The sequence below is a fragment of the Dehalococcoidia bacterium genome (assembly GCA_035574915.1).
Classification (GTDB): domain Bacteria; phylum Chloroflexota; class Dehalococcoidia; order DSTF01; family WHTK01; genus DATLYJ01.
In genome coordinates this window covers 1-20,266 of record DATLYJ010000107.1, presented here as the reverse complement: position 1 = coordinate 20,266, position 20,266 = coordinate 1, and the positions used below count along the sequence as shown (strand labels likewise).

The window sequence follows — 20,266 nt, the reverse complement described above, 5'->3', positions numbered from 1 at the left end:
AGCTGACGGCCGCAGGATAGCATCGCCCACGGAATCGATCAGGCTCACATCGCTGGCTCGTTGGCAGCGACGCGCCCGCCCTACAGCCGCAGGTCTCTCAAGACCGCGGCCGCCGCCTCGACCGTCTCGTCGATGTCGGCCTCGCTGGTGGCCAGGCACAGACGGCTGTCCGTGATGACGAGGGGCGGAAGCAGCACACCGCGCTCCAGCATCCCCAGCCGAAAGGCCTCGGCGCGCTCGAAATCGGCTTGGGCAGCCTCGCGAAAGGTCACCGGCGGCTCGCGGCGCCAGTTGACCATGAAGCCGGAGCCGAAGCCTGTGACGACGGCCTCAGCGCCGGCGTCGTGGAAGACGCGCGCCAGGCCTTCCCGGAGGCGTTCTCCGAGCACGGCAAGACGCTCGATGCCACCGTCCTCGAGGATGCAGATGGTCTCCAGGGCAGCGGCCAACGCATAGGGGTTCGCATAGTGCGTCCCGTCGAGCGCAACCGCGACGCCAAGGAGGTCCATGAGGTCGCGTCTGCCCGCGAGAGCGGCGATGGTGTAGCCGTTGCCCAACGCCTTGCCAAAGGCCGTCAGGTCAGGCGTTACGCCGGCCACCACCTGGTAGCCTCCAAGGTGGAAACGAAAGCCCGTCTTGACCTCGTCGAAGACAAGCAAGGCGCCGTTGCGCACCGTGAGCTCGCGCAAGAGCTCCAGGAACCCTGCCGCGGGCGGCACGCAGCCGTAGCTCAGGACGTAAGGCTCACAGACTACGGCGGCTATCTCGCCGCCGTAGGCCTCGAAGGCCTCGCGGACCGCGCCGGCGTCGTTCCAATCGAGGACGATGACGTCCTCGATCGCGCGCGGGTCGATGCCGCCAGCGTTCGGGTCTGAGGGGGAGGGCACTTCCCCGGGCCGCACATCGAAGTTCGCGCCCCGTGCCAGTGGGTCGTGCCAGCCCACGAAGCTGCCGTGGAACTTCAAAAGCCGGCGCCTGCCCGTTGCCGCCCGGGCCACGTGTACGGCGTGAAGGAGCGCATCCGACCCCGAGGTCACGAAGACCACCTTCTCCGCCGAAGGGCTCAACGCGACGATCTTCTCCGCGAGCTCGACCTCCAGGGGGTGGGGCCCAACCCAGTTCAGGTCGCATTCCTCGGCTGCCCGCAGGGCCGCCGCGTTGACGCGCGCGTCGCTGTGGCCGACCACTATCGGCCCGTAGTCCAGGAGATAGTCGATGTAGCGCTTGCCCTCGCTATTCCACAGGTAGGCGCCGCGGGTCTTGACGATGACCTCCCTGAACACCCGCCGTCCTGCAGCCGAGGCGCCACCAGGGATCACCCTCGCCGCGCGGGCCAGCAGCGATGCTGCCTCCACGTCAGTGCCCTCCTCTGGCTACGTCTCATCGTCCCCTCTCTGCCGCGCTCACTACAGGCCAACCAAAAGCAGCGCCAGCAGGCCCGCCGCGGAGAGCGCGGAAATCACCGGCTTTACCCGCAGCCACCACGCCGGCACCAGGGCCTCGAATTCGTCCGGCCGGCCGCCGACCTGCCGGCGAGCCCCGGCCGGGCTGCGCAGGCCTTCTCCTGAGATACCCCTTGTAGCTTGCATTGCTGTCCTCCCCGGCCTTTCGGCCGATCAGATGAGAAAGAAGCCGACCTGCGCCGATGCCACCGTCGTGAGTCCGAGCAGGAACGCTCGCCGCAGCGCTCCGCGCGCCGACGCCAGCGCGCTCCCCCGGGTTTGCGCCAGGCGCCAAGCCCGGAGCCGGCGTGCCGTTGCCGTGAGTGCGGCCTGCCGCACCTCTGCTATCGACGCGCCGCGTCGCAGCGCCGCCTCCGCCTTCATCAGGGCCTCCCTGGTGACGCGCTCCGCGTCCGTAATGCTGGCGGTGTGCCGCAAAGCCTGCCCGTACACCTCCGCGATGAGGCCGTCCATGGCCTCCGCAAGCGCGTCACCGCGGGCGACGCGACGGTCGCCCCGGGACGCTGCCCGGACCCGACCTCGACTCGTGCCCAGACTCCGCGTGCTCATCGATGTCACTGCTGCCGTCATGTCCAACCTCCCTGACGGACCCTTGCCGCCGTGTCCTGATAATCGATCCAGTAACCGGGCCTCGCCCCGTACCTTCGGGTGGTCTTCAACCTGGCCGCCGCAACTACCCGACCGGGTGGGTGGCTACCTTCCGAGCGCGGAGGCAATCAGCGCCGCGTAGTAGACCGCGCCTTCGGGGCGCAAATGGACACCGTCGTCCCAGAAGAGGCCCGGCCGGACCGAAGTCGCGCTGTGCCAGTCGACCAGCACGGCGTTGGCGTGCCTTGAGACGCCTGCGGCGATGACCCGGTTGTTCGAGGCCTCCCAGGACCGTGGCAGCTTCAGGTTCACGAACACCACGAGCCTGTCCGGGCCAGCGATTCGCATCGCCTCCTCGAAGTGGGAGTCTGTGAAGACGCCGTTGTGCCCGATGTGCAGCAGGACCGTACTTCCGAGCTGACCGGCATCGCGCCGCTCGCGGAGCAACGCTATGGCGGCCGAGGCCTGTCGCGACACCGCCGCGTCGACATCGATTCCCGGGACGGCCGCTGCCAGCTCCCGGGCAGCGCCAAGCATGACGGAGTCGCCGATGGCGGTGATTATGCCGGCGGGCCGCGAGCCGGCAGTCCGCGCGCCGGGCGCCGAGAGGACGGCAGCCGGCGATGCCGTCACGACGGCGGGCGCGGCAATGCAGTTCGACAGATACCAGGCGCGCTCGGTCTCCGACCTGTACTCCGTCGACCGAATCGATGCGCAGTCGTTGCGGTCGGGCAGGACCGGCACGGGAGTCGGCGCCGCCGGTTCGCGGACTGCAGGGCCGAACAGGTCGTCGGTGGCCGGCGACATGATCCGTACGCCGCCGGCTCGCAACTCCTCGGGCACGCCTGTCGCCGAAGGCGTGGAAAGCGATGCCGTGGCGCCGACGAGTAGCGGCGCGAAACCTGCCAGGACGAGGCCTTTTGCGAACCGCCGATGCACGGCAACTCCTGGCTTCGAGCGCCAGGAGGCCCAAATTCCGTCCAGCGCCCCTTTTCGGACAGGCTCCTCGAGGAAGGCGTAAGAGGCAGCGGCGATCGCGACCGCAAGCGCCGCAAGGCCGGCTGCCTGCACGAGCGATGGTCCTTCCGGCCACGCGAGGAGGTAAAGAGGGCAGTGCCAGAGGTAGATGCCGTAGGAGCGCGCTCCAACCCAGCGCAGGGGGGCCACTCCCAGGACCCGCGACAGCGGCCAGTCGCTGCGGGAGACTGCTGCGATGACCAGTGCCGTCGCCCCGCTCACCCCCAGGAAGCCTCCGCGGTACAGAAAGGGGCTGCTGTCGTTGAGCACAGCGGACCAAACGCCGATGAGCGCCAGCGCTGCCGCGCCCGAGATGGTCGCCGCCAGCGCCGCGCGACGCCCTGCGCCCGCGAGCGCCGGCAGCGCGATTGCCGCCCCGGCGCCGGCGAGGAAGCCGGCTGCCCGCGTGTCAGTCCCGTAGTAAAGGCGCGAGACGTCGGACCCGGGCTCGTACATCAGTGCCATAAGCCCCGTGGACCCGAGCGCCCCGAGGACCACGGCCGCCAAGGCGAAGCCGCGGCCCCGGCGGAGGAGCACCGCGAGCGCCAGCGGCCAGGCGATGTAGAACTGCTCTTCCACGGCGAGCGACCAGAGGTGCTTGAGCAGCGAGGGGCGTGACCACGAGTCGAAGTAGGACTCGCCTGCGAGGACCAGCCTCCAGTTCGTGACATATCCGGCCGCCGCGAGCGCGTCCGCGCGCAGGCGCGGCAAAGCCGCGGGGTCGGCGACGGCAGCCGCCGACAGCAGAGCGACAAGCAGGAGGGCAACGGCCGGAAGTAGCCGCCGGGCGCGGCGGATCCAGAAACCGCGAAGGTCAATGCGTCCCGTGCGAGCATGCTCGGCGAGAAGGCCGCGGGTGATGATGTAGCCGCTTATTGCGAAGAAGGCCTCGACACCAAGAAATCCGGCCGGTAGCCACGACGCGTTTGCGTGGAAAACGAGCACCGCGATGACCGCGATGCCTCGGAGCCCATCCAGCCCGGGCAGGTAGCCCCCACTTGCGCCCCGTGCCCTCGTGTCCGTGTCACCCCGCATGTGGCGTCTCCTGTACGTCGAGGTAGCAACCGAATGGTCGCGTACAGGTCAGACGGACGCCCCGCCCGTTTCGGCGGTCTTGCCCGGGTCCATGGACTTCACCCGATCAGGTAGGGGGTTGTGAGTTTCGCGAGGTCGCGGAGGCGCGAGGTACGGTCAGGCTCGGTCAGGAGTGGTGGTCGCCGGCGCGATCAACAACCGGTCTCCTTCGGCGAGGTCCTCACTATCGAGCGAGCCTCCCTGGAATTCGATGGCGTCGGCGGCGCCGCGAGCTGCCGTGAAGCGCCATGGGCCGATGCGACGCGCGATCTTCAGGACGCGGCCAGTCTTGTCCACGAAGACCACGTCAAGGGCAAAGCGCATAAACCATGTATGGACTGACCAGCAGGGCCGCAGGATCAGCGCTTCCCCACGGTCGAGGGACCGCCGGCCGAGCAAGCCTTTCATGCGCGTCAGGGGGCCGTCGGCAAGCTGAGCGCGTGTCGCGACCTTCGCGCCCGTCCGCTCGACCGAGATCTCGTATTCCGGCAAAGCCTGTCTAGAGGACGAAGCCGAAGAGGAAGCTCGAGGCAATCGAGCCACCGGCGAGGAAGGGCGTCAGCGGCAGCGAGTCCTTCAGACTCCTCACCCTGAGGACGAGCAGGACAAGCGCCAGGGCTGCGCCCGACGAAAAGCCCAGGAGCAGAGCGCCAATGCCGCCCTTCCAGCCGAGGATGCTGCCCGCCAGGGCCGCGAATTTCACGTCTCCCATACCCATGGAGCCGCGTCCAAAAAGGGCAACGAGGAACATGATCCCCAGGTTCGCGCCCGCCCCCATGGCAGCCTCGTCCAGCAGGCTCACATCTACGAGAGCAGTGCCTGCCAGGGCGAAGGCCAGCGCTGGATAGACGATGGCGTTCGGCACTCGCAGAGTCGTGAGGTCCAGCCAGCTGAGCAGCAGCATCACGGCCAGGACAACCTGCGACACCATGGCCGCGGCTGCCTCGCGCTCCAGAGCCGGCGTGATGCCCAGGCTTACTCCGAGCAGGAGCGCCACGCCCAGGTAGACCAGGCGCTCCGGCGAAGGCCGCCTTTCGACGATTGCTTCAGTAGTCACTGTCCCAGTGTCCCTCCGACGAAGTCGATGATGTTGAGGATCGAGGGCACGACGATTACCGCCACCATCGCCGGTAGGAAGCACAGGGCCAGCGGGATCGTCATGAGAATTGGCGCACGGGCTGCCGCCTCTTTGGCCTTTAGCATGCGCATCTCGCGTAACTCCGCGGCCTGCAAGCGGAGCACGTCGCCCATGCTCGTGCCGACCGCCGTCGACTGCGCGACCGTCGCCGCAAGCCGCATGAGACCCTCCGAGCCCGTTCTCTCGGCGATGTCTTCCAGGGCCTCACGGCGCAAGCGCCCGAGCCCGACCTGCCTGAGGTAGTCCGTCAGCGCCTCCGCCAACGGGCCCTTGGTGCGCTGCGCCACGAGGGCAAAGGCCGCATCGACACCGAGGCCTGCCTCGACGCAGGTCAGCATCAGGTCCAGGGCATCGGGCAGCGCCCGCTCGATCTTCTTGGCGCGCGAAGCCGCCCTTCGCCGGAGCAGGATGTAGGGCGTGGGCACGCCGTAGAACACGATTGCCCCGGCGAGGAAGTAGCGGATCCAGCCTAGGTCCGGGTAGCGCTGCACCAGGGTGAACGCCAGCAGTACGGCAGTACCGGACACGACGAGCCAGATGGTCAGGAAGGTCGCGAGGGTCATCCTGCCACCAGCACGGACCAGGAGCCGTTCCAGGTTGTGGATGAAGTTCTGCGGCAAGAGCTGGCTCAGGATCGAGCCGATGCGCTGCACCGCCGGCCGGATGAGCCGGCGCCCCGGCCCGCCTTCGACGCTCCTCCGGCGCGGGTCCCCGGACATGTTGGCTTCGAGGATGCGCCGGCGGACCACGTCCGGACTGCGCTGCTGCCCCAGGTAGAGGACCAGCATGGCGACAGCCAGGAAGGTTGTGAGCGAAATGAGCGGTATCACGCTATACCTCGATCTGCGCGAACTTCCGCACCAACCACAGGCCCAGGATCTCGAAGAAGATGCCGACGGCGAGGGCGATCAACCCTGTCGTGGTGTTTACCAGCTTGCCCGCTAGCTCAGGGTTAGCCAGGAAAAAGAGTATTGCCACGCCAACCGGGATTAGCGCCGAAAGGTTACCCTGAAGCCGCTGCTTCGCGCTGAGGGCATGCAGCTCCGAGCGGATCGCCTTCCGCTCGCGGATAGTATTGGCTACGTTCGTCAGGATCTCCGAGAGGTTCCCGCCAACTCTCCGCTGGATGATGATGGCCGTGGAGGCGATTTCGAGGTCCGGGCTGCCTACGCGATTGTTTAGCTCCTCGAATATGAGCTCGAGGTCAGCCCCTAGCTGCAACTCGCGCACCACGCGTATCAATTCCGGGCCGAGCGGCGCATCGGTCTCTCTGGCAGCATACTCAAGCGCCTGTGTGAGACCCACGCCCGCCCGCATCGACTTCGCCATTGAGACCAGGGCATCGAGAAGTTGGTCCTCGATGCGACGCTGCCGCGCCGCCCTTCTCTGGCCTAAGTAGAGCGTGGGTAGCTGGTAGCCGACGAAAAATGCGATGACCGCCACCAGCAGGCCGGGCGTAGCTTCCACCGCCAGCCTCGCGACCACAAGCGCGGATAGGAACGCGACCGCAACGCCGCATGCGACTCGGATGAGCAGATACTCCGTTACCGTGAAAGCAAGGCCGGCGCGCTCGAGGTCGAAGGCCATGCGGCGCGATCGTTCGGACAGGACCTGGAGCCTCGGCACATGCAACGATGGGCCATGTTCCAGTTTGTCCGCTGCGCCGACCACTCGCGCCTGCACCGCCGTCCGCGTCGAGCTCATGAGGCTTTGCAGCGCGTTCACACCAGCGAAGACCGCGAGGGCCACCGCCAGGGCGGTGAAGAGCATCAAGCCGTCCATTACGCCCAGCGCTCCACGCCGAAGACGTTGTCGACAAGGTCCACACCGAACGCCTTGAGGCGGTCAGTGAAGTGCGGTCGCAGTCCGGTAGGCTTCAGTTCGCCGATTACCCGGCCGTCCGGCGTAATGCCCTCCTGCTGGAAGACGAAGATGTCCTGCAGGGTGATGATGTTGCCTTCCATGCCGGAGACTTCCGTCACGTGGGTGATCCGGCGCGTGCCGTCGAAGAGGCGGCTCAAATGGATGATCAGGTGTAGTGCTGAAGCCATCTGCTCGCGGATTACCAGCACCGGCAATTCGAACCCGGCCATGAGCACCATGTTCTCGATTCGCGCCAGGGCGTCGCGCGGCGAGTTGGCGTGGACGGTGGTCATTGAGCCCTCGTGGCCCGTGTTCATGGCCTGCATCATGTCGAAGGCTTCCGGCCCGCGCACCTCGCCGATGATGATCCGGTCCGGGCGCATGCGCAGCGCGTTGCGCAGGAGCATGCGCTGCGTCACCTCGCCGGTACCCTCGACCGAAGGCGGCCGCGCCTCCATCGAGATGACGTGCCTTTGCTGGAGCCGCATCTCGAGCGGGTCCTCGATGGTGACAATGCGCTCGCGACCGGGGATGTACCTCGAAAGGGCATTCAGGAGCGTTGTCTTGCCGGTGCCCGTGCCACCGGAGACCACGAGGTTTAGCTTCGCCCTCACGCATCCTTCGAGGAAGGTCGCCATGTCCGCCGAGAGCGTCCCGGCCTGGATCAGCTCCTCCATGGAGAAGCGGTCCTGGCGGAACTTCCGGATGGTCAGGACGGGACTTCGCGGTACCAGGGGAGGGATGATCACGTTGACGCGCGAGCCGTCCTCGAGACGAGCGTCCACCATGGGCGAAGCCTCATCGATGTGCCGCCCGATGGCCGTGATGATGCGCTCGATGACCCGCATCACGTGGTTGGTGTCGCGGAACCGGACGTCGGATTCGTAGATGATGCCATCGCGCTCGAAGTAGACCTCGTCCGGGCCGTTGACCATCACCTCGGACACGGACGAATCACGGACAAGCTTCTCGATCGGCCCCAGCCCGGTTACTTCGTCGACGACCGCGGCGATGATGTCTTCCTTGCGGTCTCCGACGACGCCCGGGAACTCGTCCGAGAGCAGGCGCCGTGTGGCTTGCTCCACCAGCGAGCGGGCCTGCGCCTTGTCCACGCCCTGCATGTTCGACTCGTGGACGGCGCGGATTATGCGTTGGTGCAGCGTTTCCAGAATTTCGTCGTCTTCGTCGCGGGCCCTCTGGGCCGGAGCGACTGACTGCCACAGGCTCATGACGCCACCTTCTTAGCTTCGCGGCCCTTCAGCAGGCCGATGAGGCCCGCGGACACCGGCCCGTGCACTCCGTTCTCCACCGCGTTCCCGCCGATCGCCGCCGCCAGGGCCATGATGTGCTTCGACGCGGTCGCGTTCGGGCTGTCGATCACTACCGGGCGGCCGACCTGCACCGACCTGCCGACCCGGTTGTCCTTCGGTAGCTCCCAGAACACCGGTCTCGCCAGGCTTTGCTCCAGGTCGGTGACGCGAAAGCCCTCGGCGCGGGCGCCCCGGTTCAGTACTACCTTCACCTTGTCGGGCGGGACCTCCCAGCCCTCTAAACGTGCCAGCGCCGCTTTTGTATCCCTCACGCTGGAGACCTCACCCGTCGTGACCATGAGGACGAGCGTAGAGGAGTCGATGAAGGCCCGTACGAACCTGTCGACGGCCCCGGACGTGTCTACGACCACGAAGTCGTGAGTCTGCGCCAGCAACTCGACGACCTTGCGCGCGGCTTCGGGCCCGGCGTCGTCCCAGGCGTTCTGCACCGTCGGGCCTGGCACGATGCTCAGCTTGTCGCCGAACATCGTCAGATACTCCAGGATCGAGTTCCTGTCCAGCCGGTCCAGGTCGCGGATGAGGTCCTCCAGCGCCCTGGCCGGCGTCACGTCGAACATCGTCGCGACATCGCCGAACTGGGTATCGCCGTCAATAATCGCTACCTTGCCGTGCGTGCGCTCCCGCAATGCCAGCGCCAGGTTTACCGCGATGATGGACTTGCCGATGCCGCCCTTGGCGCCCGCGACCGTGATTACGGTGCCGCGGACTGTGGGGCTCGAAAGCTGCCCCGCCTGGCGCATCTGGCGCTTCTCTTCGTACTCCAGTGCCCGTGCGATCGCCTGCGCTACGGCCGAGGCCTGCAGCGGTTTGACCAGGTAGTCCCGGGCGCCGAAGTGCACCGCCCGCCTCACCGCGTCCGGGTCGTTGAGGGAGGAGTAGAAGATCACGGGCGTCCTGGGGAGCACATTCGCCAGACGCTCCGCCGTCTCCAGAGGGCGCGTGACAGGCTCTTCGACTGCGATCAGGATGACGTCTGGCCGCGTCTCCGTGGCGACGATCAGCGCCTCGGTCCCGAAGCCGACCTCGCCCGCGAGCTCGAGGCGCGCACGCTGCAGGGCCTTGCGCGCCTCGACGCGGCTGTCGAGGTCATCGTCCAGGATCAGGACTTTGGTAGTGGCGGGCATGAGCTCCCTCGTGTGGGTCGGTTTACGGCAGCAGCAGCGGCTCCAGGCGCGGCGTCAGTGGCGCAATGCTGTCGTCGCCGAAGGGACGTAACACCAGCGTCAACTTGCCCTGCTCCTGGGCGAGCCACAGGAGTTGCGCCTGCTCCGGCGTCACAGCCAGCGTAACAAAGGATACCCCCTGGTTATCGGCCCGGGGACTGCCCCGCAACGACGGCTCGTAGACGACACCGGTATCGATATAAGTCCGGTCGACCGAGAGCACCTGGACGTTCTGCAGCAGCGTGGCCGCGCCCTTGAACTCCCGGTTCCCTCCGGCCACCGGCGTCGGCGGCACCCGGCCCGTGAGGACTACGGCCTCCACGCTCACGATCACGTCCACGAAGTCCCCGGGGGCGATCAGCGCCGCGGGCGTGTTGGTGATCGAGACCGGGATGGTCATCCCGCGCAGGCCCGGCGGTATCTGGAACGAGATCGCCTGCACCTTCGGCGCCTCCACCAGGCGCGCGGCGCTGATCGTCTCGCCCCGTTCGATCGGATAGCGCGCGACCTGCCCCACGACTAGCCCGCGCTCGCGGATCGCGTCCGCGGGGATGGCCGAGACCGGCAGCTCCCGTGTCGCGATCATCTGGTCCGTTATCTTCACCCCTGCCTCGATTCGCGCGGCCGCCGTCACCACGGTGCCCGTCTCGACCGCGGCCCCCGGCTTGTCGTCCTCGGCGCTGTTAAGGAACATGATCACGAGGACGGCGGCGATGAGGCCCAGGATGCCCGCGATCAGGAGTTGCCTCCTGTCCGCTCCCGGCTTCGGCTGTGCTTGGCTAATGCTGCTCATTCTCCCTCCCCCGGGGTCCCAACGTTACTGAGTCGCTTAGGGATCAACCCTATTCCACCAGTGCGATGATGCGCAGAGGCGGTGCGAGAATCGGGTCGTATGGGATTGACACGAGCCCGTTACCACTGAACTTGAATGTCCCCGCCACCATGCTCATGTTCACCGTGAGATTGCCAGTCGAGCTGCCAGTGAAGTCCACGAAAGAACAGAGTGCGTAGAGGCGGCCATCCAGGCGGCCTGTGGCGCCACCCGAGAGGGACACGGTCGAGAAGTACCTGCTTGTGCGGTCTACCCAGATGAGTATCCTCTCGTAGCTTGAGTGACCTCTCAACCAGAGCATCGCCTGGCCGGGGAATTGCAGCCGAGGCGCCACCGACCCGCTCGGACTGCAGACGGCCGTGCCGCAGGGATGCGGGTTGCACGTCGCGTAAATCAGGACCTCTTCCGTGCTCTCAAGCGTGCCGTTGGAATTGAGGTCACTCGTGAAGTTAACGTTCGACCCCAACTCCAGGTCGCCCTGCATTATGTAAATCCCAGGGCGCAGCCTGATGGTCGGGTTGTTCGAGGCCTTCAAACCCGTGCAGTACCTGCCAGGAAGCAGCTCCCAGGTTCCGCTGTTAATCGTGTTCGGAATGGGCTGCCCGGATGCGTCTTGCGTCCGGCACGGCATGGAGTTGATGCCAGAGACCGGAGGGTCCTGAAGTTGAGCAAATGGATCATCGAGGTCCTCGGCCTCGGTATTGGGTGGCGGTGTGATGCCGGAACCTTGTCCGCAGCCGTTCGGGACGTCGTTGCCTCCCGACTCAATCACTCCTCCACCGGTCGCGGAGAGAGCGTTAGGACAGCACGACGAATCGGTGTAGGTGGACCCGCCACCGGTCACCCGCACGCCAGCCCCGCTGCCAGTCGCCCAGAACTCTGCCTGGGGAAGACAGCCGCCGGGATACATGGACATAAGCGAGTAAGGCGAAGGAATGACCTGGACGCGCGCCTTCGCAGATGCGCTTACGATGGCTTCAGTGATGCCGGCAAGGCCACTGAGGAAGACGCCTGACCTCATTCGCAGACAAACCTTCACTGCATTGTTGGCATCACTGAAAAGAATCTTGGCCCGTCCATCTTGTCCGCTGGCTATCGCCATGTCCCCGCAGTCAGTCCCGGTGCCGACTTCCGCGGCGTCTGCAACTGGATCGGGCACGCCATTTTGCTTCAGCCAGGCGATCGCCGACGCTGTCGCCTCCGCGGTCGACTCCGGCAAGTTCAGGACTGCAGCGTGTGCAGCCGCGTCTGCCTGGTTCTGCACTGTACGGTGGTGGAAGTACCAGAGACCGGCATCGAGTGCGAGGGCCGCGAAAATGAAGACACCGAGTGTCATGAGCAGGATCGATAGCGCGGTCTGCCCCCGCTCGTCCGACATCCGGGCGCGTAGGCCCATGGGAAGAGTGACCATAGTCAGCAGCCCGACCCCGACACGATCGTTCCCGTGTCGTTCCTTTCCAGCCGCATCTCAGAGCAGGACCCGATCGGCCAGGTGAAGCCCACGCCCGCTGGCAGGAAGATGGGCGCGTAATTGCGCCGCGCGTTCACCGCCACCGAGCTGCCCTTCTGTCCCGCCGTGGCCGTGCCGCGCGTCACCCAGGTGACGGTGACATCGCCCAGGGCTACTGCCCCGTTCGAGCGGTCCACAACGCGCTGCTTGATCTCGTCGACAGTGCAGCTGCCGTCGCCGCAGTTCACCGACCCGAACCGCGCTGCGTCCCGGACGGCGTTGCTGATTGTCACGTTCTGATACATCCACACCCCGAACTCCACCGCGAGCAAGACAACGACGAAGAAGACTGGGAAGACCAGAAGGAGCTCCATACCGGCCTGGCCGCGTTCGTCACGGGGGCCGGGGACGGAGCGCCTGTTGGGGTCATCGAAGATGTTCACAGGAGTTCTTGTCAGTCTGCCTGATCAGATGATTGTGATGCAGTTAGTTCCATCACCAAGAGGGTCCACGATGCTGCAGATCGACCGGAGCGCCCAAGGCACGAAGGCCTCATAGAGGCCGATTAGCAGGGCAGCGAACACGACGGTCATCGCGCCCGTCGCCAGCAGCCATTCGATGCCCACCTGCGCGCGCTCCTCCCGCCGCAGCGCGAGGAAACGGGCGAAGGTGGCCCCGAGCATCGAGGCCACCTTCACTCTCGTCACGGCTCTAGCAGTCGAAGGTGCTGAAGACGCTGATGTTGTTGATCGCGTCACAAACTGCATTCGCCAGCGAGTTCGGCCCGATCGCCAGGATGGCAATGATCACGGCCACCGAAACGCCACCTACGACGAGCATGTACTCGAAGCCGTCCTGGGCTTCTTCCTCGTGGAGTAGCGCGGCGATCCGGTCGAAAATGTACGTCAAGACCTGCATGTAGAGTTCGTTCCTCCCTGAACTTTGTGCTCCGGCCCTGTCCGGACCGGCGCTTCTGGCTTTCCGCTGAAGTGCTTTCCTCTCGGTTTCACCTCCGGTGCCCCCGCCTGTCACCATGGCGGTCAGTGTCACTCAGATATGGCCCGGAGACGAGGATTTTGGTCGCTCGCCACTTCGTAAATTTGCTCATGCTTGCCCTCGTAGACGAGCCTGTATTTGCCAGACGTCTCAAGTGACTTCCGCAGACGGAGGCAGCAGGAGCCGGTGTCAATCAGAACGTGACTGAAGCTTGCGGGCGCGGACCTCTGCCACTCGTCCAGGCACTCCACCGAGAGCACCTTACAGCGCTGCATCTCTCGGTGGCGGTCGACTCGGCTATGGAACCCCTCGGAGCCGCGCAGCCACTCGCTGCCCTGGACCGTGGCGACGTTCTCGCGCCGCGCGAGAACGGGAAACCATTCGCCGGCGAAGTCGACGGACCAGTGACGTCCGTCGCCAATGACGATGAAGCGGCTACCATCGGGCGTGTTGGCTGAGACCCATTCGAATGCCGGCCTGTGAGCCCCTGCACGGCTGTGGGAAATCTCCACGGCGCTCCAGGCGGGTATCAGCCAGACGATGGTTAGCATCGCTAGCCCTGCCATTGCGGCAGGGCGGCCCCTCAGGCCCCCGCCTCCCGGACCCCGGCGCCGAGAAGCCAGAGCCCACGTGTCCGCCAGTAGGGAGCCCGTCACCAAACTCAGGCCGAAGATCCAGGCGTACTCGAGACTGCGCCCCTCCAGGTACAGGAGCGCGATCAAAAAGGCCAGGGGAAATGACCTCCTTGCGACGACGAGTGAGACTATTCCTACGACGGCGCGCAGCGGCGAGAAACTGCCGGCGGCGAACTCCGCACGAAAGGGACCTGTGCCATGTGTACTGATTACTGACAGCCACCAGGGCGCCGTAAGTGCCAATACGATGATCGTGACTGCGAACGGAGGACCAAGAGAGCGCCAGGAGAAGCGCGGAGTGAGTGCGACAAGCATGAGGCCAAAGGCAACGCTAACCGTCCATGCCAATTGCTGATGCGAAAGTAGAGTCAGTGCCACGAACGCACCGGCTAGCATTACTCGCTTCAGCGACCCATCTCGCGAGGTCAGCACGTATAGGTGATACATGGCGAGTAACCCAAAGAAGATGCCAAATGTACGCGTGAGGCCACCGCCTAGAATCGTCCACCCGAAGGAGGTCGCAAACGCGAACAAAGAGGTCGCAATAAGGGCTGTAGAGCCCTTCATGTGCACTGCTTTCGCGAAAAGGTAGAAAGCCGGGATTGCCGCCGCGCCTACCGTAAGCGGCAGGAACCTGAGCGAATCAAGCGTGGAAACACCAATGCTTCCCATTGCTGCGGCGACATAGAAAGACAGTGGGGAGTAAGCGAACGGGATCTCGCTGTCGTTATAGGATGTGAACGCCGGCAGCGAAAAACGGTTAGCCCGAAGGTCCTCCACCATTGCGTAGAAGAGCCCACCGTCGCCGAGTGGAAAGTCTGTACTGGTCACCAGCGCCAGCCTCGCGAGCAAAGCCGCTAGGGTGATGACGGCGACCGCCACCGGGGTGGCGAAGTCCAACGAGCTCGGCCACGCCGCCGGGAGGACCCATCGCCGACCGCCTGGGCGTGGCAACCGTGCTCGGCGGCTGAACGCGGAGCCGGACAATCAGGACCCCGCAGGACTCGGAAGGAAGACCCTGTAGCTCAAGATCAGAAAGTTCCCCAGAGGGACCAGCACTGTTGCCGCGAGCGCTCCAGCTATTGCCGGCAGCCCGAGCAACGAGGTCATGACAAACATCCCTGCAAGAGAGGCCGCAAAACTCCAAGGAGCGGCAAGTAAGAACCTCGTGAGCTCCGGCCGGACCTTCGCATCGGAGCAAAACGTATAGAAGCGGTGCCCAAGGTACGAGAACGGGGCCGCCAGGCAATACGCAATGACCGCCGACTCCAGCGCAGCAACCCCCTGCCAGTGCGTCAATATGACCACGGCCAGGTCATAGACCGCCGTTACCGCCAGGCCGATGACCATGTATCTCAGGACCTTCGCAAGGAGGCCCTGATGGCGGCCGATGGCAGCATCGGCCAGGGATGGCAGGATCGGGAGCGCATACCCTACGCGGCCGATCCGGGCCCCCGCCGCAGGATCAGCCGCCATTAGGGCACCCTGAGGATACGAATGAGCTGCCCTCGCCAGGCCACATGCAACGGCCCGCGTCGTCACGCAGCGAGCGTCCGGATCGGACGAAGACAGCCTCCCTTTCTCCTGTAAACTCCAGCCGCCACACCTCGTCACTCTCTCGAAGGAGTTGAGCAAGGGCCGAGTCCTTCAGGACGATGGCTACGTCAACGCCATATTTGTCCAGGATGGACTGCCATTCCGGCCTGCCGCCTACGACCTTTCGGTAGTCGCTCATGATTGTCGGGCCGTAGAAGTCGTTACGACCGTCGATGAAGACCTTTTGTGGATAGAGCCGGTGGATCAGGAATCCTCCCCACGCGTACTCGTTGAATAGGCGCGCGTCAGGGTATCGCTCTCGGATGAAATCGGCCCCAGCGACGGGGTACTTGATGAGCCCATCTAGATTCGCTGTCTCGCGGAGCTGCGAATACTGCGGCCTCATCAGGAAGACAATGGTCAGGGCTGCCGCTACGAGAACGAGCCCGGCCAGGTGGAGCCTCATCCGCCGCAGCGGCGTCACCCCCGCCTCGCGCAGTGACTCCCCTTCGCGCAGCGCTGCAATCACAACGATAAAGACAAGCGCGAACAGCGGCTGGTTGCGGACGGACGACAGAGCCAGAAACGTGAAGACAAGGCCCAGCAATGGCACAAAGGCGTCATGCGGCCGCTTGAACAACCCAATCGCAGCAAATGTGAGAATGGAAATCGCCAGGGGGATCATGAACGGCTGGTGGAAGTCGGGCGATCGCCACTCCGCAATCTGGGACGTGGCCGTACCGGACTCGAAGTAGCCGAGCGGATACAGTAGAAGCTCCCCCGGATACGGAGTCAGGAACGTGGCCAGTACGCAGCCTGCGAGCGTAAGGTAGATTGCCTTTAGGTCGCGCGCCTCTGACCAGCGGACGCGCTCGAAGGTGGTCGCGACGGCGTACAGCCCGACCAGAGCGAGCCCATATGTAAATCCAAGGTGAAGGTTTGCCCATAACACCATCAGTGGAGGGAGCAGCCAAAGGCGGTTCTTACCCCTCCTGTGGGCAAACAGAACGGCCAAGAATACAGAGAAGAGCGCAAACGTAAAGAGCTGCGGCCGTACGGTCCAGAAGCCTGCAAAGAGGAGCCCTGCCCAGAAGAAGAGCCCGACCCCAAGCCGCCGGGAAACGCCAAACGAAAGGACCGTGCGGTATCCAACGACCAGCGCTGTCAGTCCCGCGGCAGTAAAGACGGCCACGTTCGCGGCATAGCCGCCGATGGCCTGCACCACATAGATGGCCAGCTCAGAAAGCCACTCATGGGCGACCCAGTCCTTGCCGGCGGCAGTGAACGAGAATGGGTCGGTTTGAGGGATTGACTGAGTCTCGAATATGTACTGCCCGGTGCTCAGATGCCACCAGTAGTCAAGGTCGGTATAACCGACCAGGCCCATCGACAAGAACGCCAGGCAAAGCGAGATGAAGGCAAAGCGACGGGCGTCAAGCCCGGTGCGGGCAACAACGAGGTCCAGGGACCCAGGAACTGGCACAGCTGGCGCGGAGGCCTGCACCTGAGATTCGAGCGCGGACATTCCGGGTTACCGAGTCCCAGGCACCGGCAAAGGCGCCAACAGCCAACAGGCGAGGGCCAAATGCCTAGACGAACCAGCGCTGCGTCGACCCATCACTCCTAGATGGTCGAGGCCGCGCCGTTTTCGCCGGGCCTAGGTCTTTCAGCAGGTATCTAACCCGCCCGGCTAACTAGTAGAAGCGAATGTGGCCGCCTTTGAGTACCGCGATCAGGTTCTTCGTAACCGTGACCAGCAGCCAGGCGCCGAAACCGTTCATAAACGAAAAGAGCCCGATGGCGACTGCGACTTCGCGTACGTTCGCCAACTCGCAGCCAGCGTACGAGCCTATCGCCACCACGAGGCCCAGGAGCCAAGGGTTGATGCTCACGCCGCCATCCTCTCGTGCCGAGTCTAACAAGATTATCGGCTGGCTGCGTCGAGAGAATTAGGGTGGCGTGACGGAGTGCAGCTTACTTGGCGCCGGCGCCATTCCCGCCCCGCTGGGCGGCCTTCAGCGCCTCCAGCAGGGCCGCGCGCGCGGACGCGCTGGCTTCGGGTTCCGGCGCCTTGAAGGCGGCGAGGCGCGTCTGGAGCTTCACGTCCTTCACCAGGCGGTCCATGACCTCCGGGTACAGCTTGCGGCAGAGGGCAAGGTCGCCCGTGGCCTCGATTATCTTGTAGCACTCGGCAAGAGCGCGCAGGTCTCGTCTCCGCATGGCGGCTTTTCTGGCATATACATGGTCAGAACGCGCGCGTTCTGTCGGCAGCCTAGCGGTTTAAGATGAAAGAACTTTCCTCAGTGACGCAAGGGCGCGCACCTGGAGCGAATAGATCGCCCCCTCTTTGCGGCCCATGGCCGCGGCGATCTCCGGCGTCGACAGGCCGGATATGAAGCGCATCACGATTACGTCCCGCTGCTCCGGCGTGAGCTTGCCCAGCGCCTGCGATAGTGCCAGCCGGTCGACGATGAAGTCCCCGGCAGGGAGCGACAGCTTCTGCGCGAACGTGTCGTACGCCGCCTTCGCTCGCTGCTTGCGCCGGACGTGGTTCGCGACCAGATTCCGGGCGATGCCGTAGAGCCAGGCAAGGATAGGCTTGTCGGTGGGTTTGTAGAGGTGGATGCTGCGCAGCGCCTCCAGGAACACCTGCGAGGCCAGTTCCTCGGCGTCCTCGCGGCAGCCTAGGCGCGCGTGGGCGTAGCGATATATCAGGGCGTAGTTGTCGTCGAAGATTTTCGACCAGGTCGCTTCATCTAGAGGTGCTGCAGTGGTTTCGCGCGCCCCGGTCGCCGCTGTAGCCGGCAGTGCGACTGATACTGTCGCCGCCACATCGCCCTCCCTGGCGGTCCCAACTGCGACCGCGATCCCCCGAGCGTGCGCCCTGCGCCATAAAGGGGTGATCTATCAGGCAGAACGAGTGGGGCTGTCCAGCGTTACAGATTATCTGAGGAGGCAGCGAATGAAGGCCCTGAAGTTGCCCCAGATTGTCGTCCCCGCCCTACGATCGCTTAGCGACATTCTGGGCCAAATCCTCGGGTTGTCAATTAGGCAAAAACCCTAATAGTGTGATGCGTTTAACACCCGGCTCAGGCCACGCGGGCCAGGATCCGGGCCCGCACCGCGCGATGGACGCGGCGGAGCCCCGGCGATTGCGAGAGCACGGCCTCCCGCAGGCGCGTCAGCGCCCGCCGGCGCCGGATGGACTCCACGCGCAGTGCAAAGTCAATCACGGGGGTGGAGTTCGCCGGGGGTTGCTCGGCCATCTTCCGCTTCCTTTCGTAGGCGTCGCCGTCTGTCATACTGGAGACACCCTGCCGGGGAGACGACTAGTGTCACGCCTCATGGAGTTATCGGTACTCGTCGCGCTCCTCATTAGCGCCGTCTTTGCCGCCGCCCCCGTCCGCGCCGACAATCACCAGACCGCCCGCATCATCGAAGTCGACGACTCGGACTTCCCCCGCGTGCGCGTCGTCCTCAGCGTGGCGGAGGTCGGCGGCCGGCCGGTGACCGGCCTCGGCGCCGGGGCCTTCCAGGCCGAAGAGACCGGCGCGGCCGCCAACGTCGCCAGCGTGCAGTCCGTCGTCGACCAGCGCATCGGCGTCGCCGTCGTCCTCACGATCGACACCAGCGGCAGCATGGCGGGCAACGCCATCACCCAGGCGAAGGCGGCGGCCGGGACCTTTCTGCGCAGCCTCCAGCCCGTCGACCAGGCTGCCCTGATAAGCTTCAGCGACAACGTCAACGTCCTTACCGCGCTCGCCCTTGACCGCACGCCTGCCCTGCAGGAGGTGGACCGCCTTCAGGCAGTCGGGAACACGGCCCTCTATACCGGCGTTGCGCGCTCCGTCGAGGTCGCCCGCTCGGCGAGCCTTGCCCGCCGGGCAATTATCCTGCTCTCGGACGGGCAGGACTTCGGCGGTGTATCGACCGTCTCCCGCGACGAATCGCTGCGCCTCGCCGCCGAGGCTGGCGTCCCGGTGTACGCGATCGGCCTGGGCCCGAGCATCGACCGCGCCTATCTCGAGCAACTGGCCGGCCAGACCGGCGGCGCGTTCTTCGCCGCCCCGACGCCGGCCGCCATACCAGGTATCTATCAGCAGCTCGCGGAACTGCTCCGCAGCCAGTACGTCCTGACCATCGAATCCTCGGCGCCCGCGGACGTCCGCCAGCGCTCGCTGTTCCTCCGCATAAACACTGGCTCGGGAACCCTCGAGGTTCGCGCCGACTACACGACCCGCCGCACCATCCCCGACCCGACCGCCGTGCCGGCGGAGGTGGCCCCGCTACCGCCCCCGCCGGACAAAAGCGACAACTCTCAGCTCATCGCCATCGTCCTGGCGGCGATCCTGGTCGTGGGCGTGACAGCCGTCTCCGGGCGGTATGTGCAAGCGAAGGTGAGGGACCGGAAGCTCGCCGCCGAACTCGCCGTGCTCGCCGCCCGTGCCGCTTCAGAGCTGAAGACGGCGCCGGAGGGCCCGCGAGTCGACGGCGCCTTCCCGCGCCTGAGCCTCGTCGTCGCCGGGGGCCCGAGCAAAGGGCAGCGCTACCCGATCGGCGATGAGCCGCTGACCCTCGGCGCGCGGGAGGGCTGCCACATCCGGCTCGAAGGGATCGCGGATGAGTACGCCCGCGTCTGGTACCGTGACGGCAAGCTGATGTTCCACCGCCTAGACGGACGCGTCCACGGAGGCGGCGCCTGGCTCAGTCTCGGCCCGGGCGACTCGCTTGAGGTGGGGCCGCATGCGCTGGTGGTGGAATCGGAATAGGGGTGCTGCAGGGCCGCCCGCGGCGCTGGTGAGACAGCGATGACGGTGTTGCCGAGCGTAACCTGCCCCGGCTGCGGCGCGCGGGCGATGACGCTGGCGCGCCGGCTTTCCATGGGCCCCCTTGTCGACCACGAGTGCAAGGTCTGCGGCCGCATCCTGACCGTGACGTTCTGGCGCTGGGCCATCGTCTCGATACCCCTCTACGTCACGGTCTTCGCGCTGCTTGTCGTCTACCCGGAGTATGCGCTCGCGATCGCGCCGGGCGGTCTCCTCGCCGCCCTGGCCCTCACGCCGTTCGTGCCACTGACCGAGCGCCGGGATTAGCGTCTAGCGCCGGCCGTAGCCTCCGCCGCCGCCACCACCGCCGAAGCGCGGTCGCTCGCGGGCCTCGTTCACGCGCAGCGCCCGCCC

24 protein-coding genes are annotated in these 20,266 nt (G+C 65.5%); 2 read left to right on the top strand and 22 right to left on the bottom strand.

Translation table 11 applies throughout. The features are described 5' to 3' along the window. Positions 1–80: 80 nt before the first annotated feature. The 22 genes from VNN10_10170 to VNN10_10065 form a co-directional block, all read right to left on the bottom strand. Entirely contained in the window at positions 81–1,355 is a 1,275-nt protein-coding gene (locus tag VNN10_10170) for an aminotransferase class III-fold pyridoxal phosphate-dependent enzyme (protein HXH22386.1), read from the bottom strand. 51 nt (positions 1,356–1,406) lie between these two features. Then, the gene (locus VNN10_10165) at positions 1,407–1,589 is read right to left on the bottom strand and encodes a hypothetical protein (GenBank protein ID HXH22385.1); all 183 of its coding nucleotides are present in this window, start codon (positions 1,587–1,589) and stop codon (positions 1,407–1,409) included. Positions 1,590–1,616: 27 nt separating this feature from the next. Next, positions 1,617–2,033, bottom strand: coding sequence for a hypothetical protein (locus tag VNN10_10160; GenBank protein HXH22384.1), 417 nt, complete (start codon positions 2,031–2,033; stop codon positions 1,617–1,619). A gap of 123 nt (positions 2,034–2,156) precedes the next feature. Continuing rightward, positions 2,157–4,103, bottom strand: coding sequence for an acyltransferase family protein (locus VNN10_10155; protein HXH22383.1), 1,947 nt, complete (start codon positions 4,101–4,103; stop codon positions 2,157–2,159). A 156-nt stretch (positions 4,104–4,259) separates the two neighbouring features. Next, positions 4,260–4,634 (bottom strand): DUF192 domain-containing protein, encoded by a 375-nt coding sequence (locus VNN10_10150; GenBank protein ID HXH22382.1) that lies wholly within the window; start codon positions 4,632–4,634, stop codon positions 4,260–4,262. A 7-nt stretch (positions 4,635–4,641) separates the two neighbouring features. Continuing rightward, complete coding sequence (locus VNN10_10145; GenBank protein ID HXH22381.1) at positions 4,642–5,199, bottom strand: A24 family peptidase; 558 nt, start codon at positions 5,197–5,199, stop codon at positions 4,642–4,644. Continuing rightward, positions 5,196–6,110, bottom strand: coding sequence for a type II secretion system F family protein (locus VNN10_10140; protein ID HXH22380.1), 915 nt, complete (start codon positions 6,108–6,110; stop codon positions 5,196–5,198). Before VNN10_10140 ends, VNN10_10145 begins: the two co-directional genes overlap by 4 nt. A 1-nt stretch (position 6,111) precedes the next feature. Further along, positions 6,112–7,062 (bottom strand): type II secretion system F family protein, encoded by a 951-nt coding sequence (locus VNN10_10135; GenBank protein ID HXH22379.1) that lies wholly within the window; start codon positions 7,060–7,062, stop codon positions 6,112–6,114. Continuing rightward, positions 7,062–8,372, bottom strand: a complete 1,311-nt coding sequence (locus tag VNN10_10130; protein HXH22378.1) for a CpaF family protein — start codon at positions 8,370–8,372, stop codon at positions 7,062–7,064. The genes VNN10_10135 and VNN10_10130 overlap by 1 nt, the downstream gene beginning before the upstream one ends. Then, the gene (locus VNN10_10125; protein ID HXH22377.1) at positions 8,369–9,598 is read right to left on the bottom strand and encodes a response regulator; all 1,230 of its coding nucleotides are present in this window, start codon (positions 9,596–9,598) and stop codon (positions 8,369–8,371) included. The genes VNN10_10130 and VNN10_10125 overlap by 4 nt, the downstream gene beginning before the upstream one ends. A 22-nt stretch (positions 9,599–9,620) precedes the next feature. Next, positions 9,621–10,430 (bottom strand): Flp pilus assembly protein CpaB, encoded by an 810-nt coding sequence (gene cpaB / locus VNN10_10120; protein HXH22376.1) that lies wholly within the window; start codon positions 10,428–10,430, stop codon positions 9,621–9,623. A 49-nt stretch (positions 10,431–10,479) separates the two neighbouring features. After that, entirely contained in the window at positions 10,480–11,865 is a 1,386-nt protein-coding gene (locus tag VNN10_10115; protein HXH22375.1) for a pilus assembly protein TadG-related protein, read from the bottom strand. 17 nt (positions 11,866–11,882) lie between these two features. Continuing rightward, entirely contained in the window at positions 11,883–12,362 is a 480-nt protein-coding gene (locus VNN10_10110) for a TadE/TadG family type IV pilus assembly protein (protein HXH22374.1), read from the bottom strand. 24 nt (positions 12,363–12,386) lie between these two features. Further along, complete coding sequence (locus tag VNN10_10105) at positions 12,387–12,626, bottom strand: hypothetical protein (GenBank protein ID HXH22373.1); 240 nt, start codon at positions 12,624–12,626, stop codon at positions 12,387–12,389. 4 nt (positions 12,627–12,630) lie between these two features. Beyond that, complete coding sequence (locus VNN10_10100) at positions 12,631–12,837, bottom strand: hypothetical protein (protein ID HXH22372.1); 207 nt, start codon at positions 12,835–12,837, stop codon at positions 12,631–12,633. A gap of 128 nt (positions 12,838–12,965) precedes the next feature. Further along, the gene (locus VNN10_10095; GenBank protein ID HXH22371.1) at positions 12,966–14,450 is read right to left on the bottom strand and encodes a hypothetical protein; all 1,485 of its coding nucleotides are present in this window, start codon (positions 14,448–14,450) and stop codon (positions 12,966–12,968) included. Positions 14,451–14,537: 87 nt separating this feature from the next. Beyond that, positions 14,538–15,026 (bottom strand): GtrA family protein, encoded by a 489-nt coding sequence (locus VNN10_10090; GenBank protein ID HXH22370.1) that lies wholly within the window; start codon positions 15,024–15,026, stop codon positions 14,538–14,540. Continuing rightward, on the bottom strand, positions 15,016–16,611 hold the full coding sequence (locus VNN10_10085; GenBank protein HXH22369.1) for a hypothetical protein: 1,596 nt from the start codon (positions 16,609–16,611) through the stop codon (positions 15,016–15,018). Before VNN10_10085 ends, VNN10_10090 begins: the two co-directional genes overlap by 11 nt. A 169-nt stretch (positions 16,612–16,780) precedes the next feature. Beyond that, positions 16,781–16,978: a hypothetical protein gene (locus tag VNN10_10080; protein ID HXH22368.1), complete on the bottom strand. Its 198-nt coding sequence runs from the start codon at positions 16,976–16,978 to the stop codon at positions 16,781–16,783. Positions 16,979–17,060: 82 nt separating this feature from the next. Beyond that, a complete protein-coding gene (locus VNN10_10075; GenBank protein HXH22367.1) occupies positions 17,061–17,306 on the bottom strand; it encodes a hypothetical protein in 246 nt (81 codons plus the stop codon). Between the two features lie 60 nt (positions 17,307–17,366). Beyond that, entirely contained in the window at positions 17,367–17,918 is a 552-nt protein-coding gene (locus tag VNN10_10070) for a sigma-70 family RNA polymerase sigma factor (protein ID HXH22366.1), read from the bottom strand. Between the two features lie 257 nt (positions 17,919–18,175). Beyond that, positions 18,176–18,352, bottom strand: coding sequence for a hypothetical protein (locus VNN10_10065; GenBank protein ID HXH22365.1), 177 nt, complete (start codon positions 18,350–18,352; stop codon positions 18,176–18,178). A gap of 78 nt (positions 18,353–18,430) precedes the next feature. On the opposite strand from VNN10_10065, the gene VNN10_10060 reads away from it, so the two are divergent. Next, positions 18,431–19,855, top strand: a complete 1,425-nt coding sequence (locus tag VNN10_10060; protein ID HXH22364.1) for a VWA domain-containing protein — start codon at positions 18,431–18,433, stop codon at positions 19,853–19,855. Between the two features lie 39 nt (positions 19,856–19,894). Then, positions 19,895–20,179: a hypothetical protein gene (locus VNN10_10055; GenBank protein HXH22363.1), complete on the top strand. Its 285-nt coding sequence runs from the start codon at positions 19,895–19,897 to the stop codon at positions 20,177–20,179. The last annotated feature ends 87 nt before the right edge of the window (positions 20,180–20,266 follow it).

Bases quoted from the DNA above. Each gene is read 5' to 3' on its own strand.
- VNN10_10165 (HXH22385.1), bottom strand. From the start codon at position 1,589: ATGCAAGCTACAAGGGGTATCTCAGGAGAAGGCCTGCGCAGCCCGGCC.
- VNN10_10160 (HXH22384.1), bottom strand. From the start codon at position 2,033: ATGACGGCAGCAGTGACATCGATGAGCACGCGGAGTCTGGGCACGAGT.
- VNN10_10155 (HXH22383.1), bottom strand. From the start codon at position 4,103: ATGCGGGGTGACACGGACACGAGGGCACGGGGCGCAAGTGGGGGCTAC.
- VNN10_10135 (HXH22379.1), bottom strand. From the start codon at position 7,062: ATGGACGGCTTGATGCTCTTCACCGCCCTGGCGGTGGCCCTCGCGGTC.
- VNN10_10130 (HXH22378.1), bottom strand. From the start codon at position 8,372: ATGAGCCTGTGGCAGTCAGTCGCTCCGGCCCAGAGGGCCCGCGACGAA.
- VNN10_10125 (HXH22377.1), bottom strand. From the start codon at position 9,598: ATGCCCGCCACTACCAAAGTCCTGATCCTGGACGATGACCTCGACAGC.
- cpaB (HXH22376.1), bottom strand. From the start codon at position 10,430: ATGAGCAGCATTAGCCAAGCACAGCCGAAGCCGGGAGCGGACAGGAGG.
- VNN10_10115 (HXH22375.1), bottom strand. From the start codon at position 11,865: ATGGGCCTACGCGCCCGGATGTCGGACGAGCGGGGGCAGACCGCGCTA.
- VNN10_10100 (HXH22372.1), bottom strand. From the start codon at position 12,837: ATGCAGGTCTTGACGTACATTTTCGACCGGATCGCCGCGCTACTCCAC.
- VNN10_10090 (HXH22370.1), bottom strand. From the start codon at position 15,026: ATGGCGGCTGATCCTGCGGCGGGGGCCCGGATCGGCCGCGTAGGGTAT.
- VNN10_10085 (HXH22369.1), bottom strand. From the start codon at position 16,611: ATGTCCGCGCTCGAATCTCAGGTGCAGGCCTCCGCGCCAGCTGTGCCA.
- VNN10_10075 (HXH22367.1), bottom strand. From the start codon at position 17,306: ATGCGGAGACGAGACCTGCGCGCTCTTGCCGAGTGCTACAAGATAATC.
- VNN10_10065 (HXH22365.1), bottom strand. From the start codon at position 18,352: ATGGCCGAGCAACCCCCGGCGAACTCCACCCCCGTGATTGACTTTGCA.
- VNN10_10060 (HXH22364.1), top strand. From the start codon at position 18,431: ATGGAGTTATCGGTACTCGTCGCGCTCCTCATTAGCGCCGTCTTTGCC.
- VNN10_10055 (HXH22363.1), top strand. From the start codon at position 19,895: ATGACGGTGTTGCCGAGCGTAACCTGCCCCGGCTGCGGCGCGCGGGCG.